We start from the raw sequence: 2,942 nt of genomic DNA on the forward strand, positions 1-2,942 counted from the left end.
CTGGCTTTTCGCTCATCTGACTACATTACCATATTTTTCGGCTCTCTGCGGAACTATTTTTTACCTGAATCCTTACAGGAAAAGAAAGAGTAGGTCGGAATTATAAGGCAGTTAAGATCCATAATCAAGTAGCAGCCGCCTTCTTCCAAAATAATCCAGATTTAGTGGAGTGGGTAAATAGCCAACTTTCAAATGAACCAATAACCTGTTTGGGAGATGGTCATGATGGGGTGTGGAATCTGTTTAATCAAATAGGGACTAATGAGCAAAGAAGAGAAGTATTAGATTGGTATCATTTGAGAGAAAATCTACATAAAGTAGGGGGGTCACTCAAACGAATCAGAAGAGTCGAGAGCCAACTGTGGCAAGGGTCAACAGTAGAAGCTATAGCCGAATTTGTAGGAGTTAAAGGTAAAGAAAGTCAAAATTTCCAGAATTATCTCCGAAAACATCAGTCAAGAATCCCAAATTACCAGAATTATCTTGCATCAGGGTATTGATATTGGTTCGGGAGCTGTAGAGTCTTTAATTAAACAGATTGGAGCAAGAATTAAGATTGTAGGTGCACAGTGGAAAGAAAAAAACGTGCCTCAAATTTTAAGACTAAGATGTGCGTATTTAAATAATGAGATTAAAATGGGTAGTTATGCTTAGTTAAAAAGCGGGATGCTCCCCAATTTAATCTACTGCGGTGACGGCACAGTAGAAACAGAATCAGAGCCATCTGTAGAACGTCAAATTGATGCAGTTACCCGGTTATTAGGTCGCGAACTAGGCATGAAAGTTGCTAAATATACGGCCGAAACTCCTCTGAATCGCCGTGAGGAATTGCGGCATGAGTTCGCGAAAGGTGAGATTCAATGTCTTGTTGCTATTCGGTGTTTAGATGAAGGCGTTGACATTCCAGAAACGCGCCGCGCTTTTATTCTAGCTAGCAGTTCTAATCTACGTCAATTTATTCAGCGGCGGGGGCGTTTGTTGCGGACTTAACCGGGCAAGAATCTAGCAGAAATCTTTGATTTGGTCGTGGAACCGCCAGCAGAATTAACTCGCCGAGACTCTCCTTATTATAGCTTGACTCGCCGTTTATTTGGCAAAGAATTGAGGAGGGTGATAGAATTTGCCAGTCTCGCCGTTAATGGACCCGAGGCAATGGGTAAATTGCTATATTTGCGCGATCGCTTAAACTTACTAGATATAAATACGGAGGAATAAATGCCAGAATCAGAAGATTATATGAAAAAACAAATACAGGAGATTCTTAAAGGTTTAAGTCCAGATGAACGAGACCTTTTGTGGAGGGTAGTTAAGGCAGAACGCGACAAGCTACACATGAAAAATCCCAGAGGAATTAATGACGATATCAGGAGAGCAGTGACAGAGATTGTTAAAAAACTGCCAGAGTAATAAATGACAATATAGGAAAAAAATAACGGAGATTATTCAATGATTTTTCAGGAATTAACCATCGAAAACTTTCGCCAGTTTTATGGCAAGAAAACCATTAAGTTTGCTGCTGATAAAACTAAAAATGTGACGGTTATTCACGGCTTCAACGGTTCAGGAAAAACTACTGTTCTCAATGTATTTACCTGGTTATTTTACGGGGAATTTTCACAGGATTTTGAGAATCCAGAGTATTTAGAAACAGAAGCAGCTTTTTTCCAGCTTAAACCGGGCGAACATCTTGTCACCTCTGCCAAGCTAATATTTGATGACAAAGGCAGAAAATACACGGCTTACCGGAGGATTGTAATTGGCAAAGATCGAGCGGGCAAACGGTGGATTCAAGAACCGGAAAAATTAACTTTGAAGTATATTGATGAAACAGGTGAAGTTAGAGAACCGGGCAACCCGCAAGACTCTTTGGAGCAGTTATTGCCCAAACCATTGTACCCTTTCTTTTTCTTCAACGGCGAACGCATTGAAAAATTAGCGCGTCCGGAAGCTTACGAGCAGATAGAATCCGGTGTTAAGGTACTTCTCGATATAGAAGTATTCGATCGCGCTATTACTCATCTAGACGGTCAAGTAGCTAAGGAGTTCCGTGAAGAAATTGCTAAAAACGCTGGCGATGAAGGCATGAAAGTCCGTCAAGAGCGCCAAGTAATTGAAAATAACAAGACCACTATCGAAGCAGAAATTGATCAATTCCGCCGCAATCTCAAAGCTTTACATGATGAGAAGGACACCCTAGACTCAAAGCTGGGCGAAATGCCAGAGTTAGCTCAGTGGCAAGCTGAACGCACGGCAAAAGAAAAAGAACTGGAATCAACAAGGCAACAACTCAAGGAAACTCGCAGTAGCTTAGCACGGGAACTCTCGAAACACGGGTATCTAGTTCTAGTACCGGATGTTTTAACCAAAGCCAAAAAAATATTAGAAGCAGCTCACAAAAAAGGGGAATTGCCAATACCGATGAAACGCCAGTTTGTGAGCGAACTGCTGGAAAAAGGCGAGTGTATCTGCGGACGCGAACTGATTGCAGGCGAACATTTTTTCAATTGTGTTAGCGAATGGCGCGAACGTGTCGGTTCAGAAGAGCTAGAAAGTGCAGTTTCAGTCACAAAAGCCAAATTAGAATCCCTCTTCAACAGACGCGAAACCGTTTTACAGGAGATTGCCAAAACCCAACACAAACGCGGCGAATTCCATCAGAAAATTCGCCGTTTAGAAGAAGAACTTAGCGAACTTTCATCGAAAATAGGAAACCGCGAATATGGAGAGGATCGGGCAAAACTTGAAGCCCGACGCCGGGAGATTGAAACCGATGTCATCAACTTGACCGTTGAAATCGATCGAAAGGCAAAAGTGAGTGATGATTTAGAGCAGCAACTTCGAGAAAAAGACCAGGAAATCAAAAAATTAGGAATGACAATTTAATAACTTTAGCGTCTGCTAAATAGTCGGAACTGCACGATAATTCCATTTTGGTAGATAGT

Annotated in this window: 4 protein-coding genes; all 4 read left to right on the plus strand. The window is 41.5% G+C overall.

Features of this window, described 5'->3' with window-relative positions; genetic code table 11:
* Positions 1-666 precede the first annotated feature (666 nt).
* From QUA77_RS28795 to QUA77_RS28810, 4 genes are read left to right on the plus strand one after another with little or no spacing between them, the layout of a single operon-like run.
* A complete protein-coding gene (locus QUA77_RS28795) occupies positions 667-990 on the plus strand; it encodes a helicase-related protein (RefSeq protein ID WP_333454024.1) in 324 nt (107 codons plus the stop codon).
* Positions 991-1,020: 30 nt separating this feature from the next.
* A complete protein-coding gene (locus tag QUA77_RS28800; RefSeq protein WP_333454026.1) occupies positions 1,021-1,215 on the plus strand; it encodes a hypothetical protein in 195 nt (64 codons plus the stop codon).
* Entirely contained in the window at positions 1,216-1,407 is a 192-nt protein-coding gene (locus QUA77_RS28805; protein WP_333454028.1) for a hypothetical protein, read from the plus strand.
* Between the two features lie 39 nt (positions 1,408-1,446).
* Positions 1,447-2,883: an AAA family ATPase gene (locus tag QUA77_RS28810; RefSeq protein ID WP_333454030.1), complete on the plus strand. Its 1,437-nt coding sequence runs from the start codon at positions 1,447-1,449 to the stop codon at positions 2,881-2,883.
* The last annotated feature ends 59 nt before the right edge of the window (positions 2,884-2,942 follow it).

The organism is Microcoleus sp. K5-D4, from assembly GCF_036704575.1.
Lineage (GTDB): Bacteria > Cyanobacteriota > Cyanobacteriia > Cyanobacteriales > Microcoleaceae > Microcoleus.